The organism is Micromonospora craterilacus (assembly GCF_003236315.1).
In the GTDB taxonomy this organism is placed as follows: domain Bacteria; phylum Actinomycetota; class Actinomycetes; order Mycobacteriales; family Micromonosporaceae; genus Micromonospora; species Micromonospora craterilacus.
Window position 1 is genome coordinate 1 of sequence record NZ_POTY01000478.1, and the last position, 1,386, is coordinate 1,386.

General features: G+C 76.3%; 1 protein-coding gene. It reads left to right on the forward strand.

Annotation, left to right across the window (positions count from 1 at the left end):
- Nucleotides 1-1,386: ABC transporter ATP-binding protein (locus C1I95_RS33920; protein WP_233514069.1), on the forward strand; the 1,386-nt coding region annotated here is incomplete at both ends.

Consider the following 1,386-nt stretch of genomic DNA (forward strand, 5'->3'; position numbering starts at 1 on the left):
GGGTTCGGGTGGCGGCACGCCGGGCGGCGAGCCTGGGCCGTGCGTGGGGTGGACCTGCGGGTGGCGCGCGGTGAGCGGGTGCTGCTGCTCGGGCCCTCCGGGGCCGGCAAGAGCACGCTGCTGGCCGCGCTGGCCGGGCTGCTGCCCGAGGACTCCGGCGAGCAGGAGGGCACCGTCGAGGTCGACGGCCGGCCGCCGGCCGAGGTCCGGGAGCGGGTCGGCATCCTCTTCCAGGATCCGCAGTCCCAACTCGTCATGGCCCGCTGCGGCGACGACGTGGCGTTCGGGCTGGAGAACCGGGGCGTACCGGCCGGCGAAATCTGGCCGAGAGTGGACGAGGCGCTGGGCCGGGTCGGCTTCCCGTACCACCGGGACCGGCCCACCGCGGCGCTCTCCGGCGGCGAACAGCAGCGACTCGCGCTGGCCGGCGTGCTCGCCCTGCGCCCCGGCCTGCTGCTGCTCGACGAACCCACCGCCAACCTCGACCCGGCCGGAGCCGCCCTGGTCCGCGCGGCGGTCGCCCGAGCGGTGCACGCCGACACCACACTCATCGTGGTCGAGCACCGGATCGCCGAGGCACTGCCCCTGGTCGACCGGGTGGTGGTGCTCGAACCCGGTGGCGGCGTACGCGCCGACGGGCCGCCGGAGACCGTCTTCGCCGCCCACGGCGCCGCGCTCGCCGCCGAGGGAGTCTGGGTGCCCGGCCGGGAGATGCCCCCACGCCGGGCCGCCGCACCGGCCGGCGAGGTGCTGCTCACCGCGGACCGGCTCGGCCGGCCACCCCGGCTGACCACCACCGACCTGACCGTACGCGCCGGTGAGGCGCTCGCCGTGCTCGGCCCGAACGGCGCCGGCAAGTCCACCCTCGCGTTGCTGCTCGGCGGGCTGCTCAAGCCGGGCACCGGGCGGCTGGTGGCGAGCCCCGAACTGGCCGGGCCCGACACCCGCACTCCCCCGCACCGGTGGCGCGCACCCGCGCTGGCCGGCCGGATCGGTTCGGTGTTCCAGGACCCCGAGCACCAGTTCGTCACCAGCACCGTCTTCGACGAACTGGCGCTCGGTCCACGGCGTGCCGGGGCGTCCGAGGCGGCAGTCCGCGACCGCGTCGACCCGCTGTTGCAACGGCTGCGGCTGACCAAACTCGCCGCAGCCAACCCGTACACCCTCTCCGGCGGTGAGGCGCGGCGGCTGAGCGTGGCGACCGCCCTGGCCACCGCGCCCCGCCTGCTCATCTGCGACGAACCGACCTTCGGTCAGGACCGGCGCACCTGGCGGGAGCTGGTGGACCTCTTCGCGGAGCTGCGCGACGCCGGCCACGGCCTGGTCACGGTGACCCACGACGCCGAGTTCGTGGCCGCGCTCGCCGACCGCACCCTGACCCTGCAC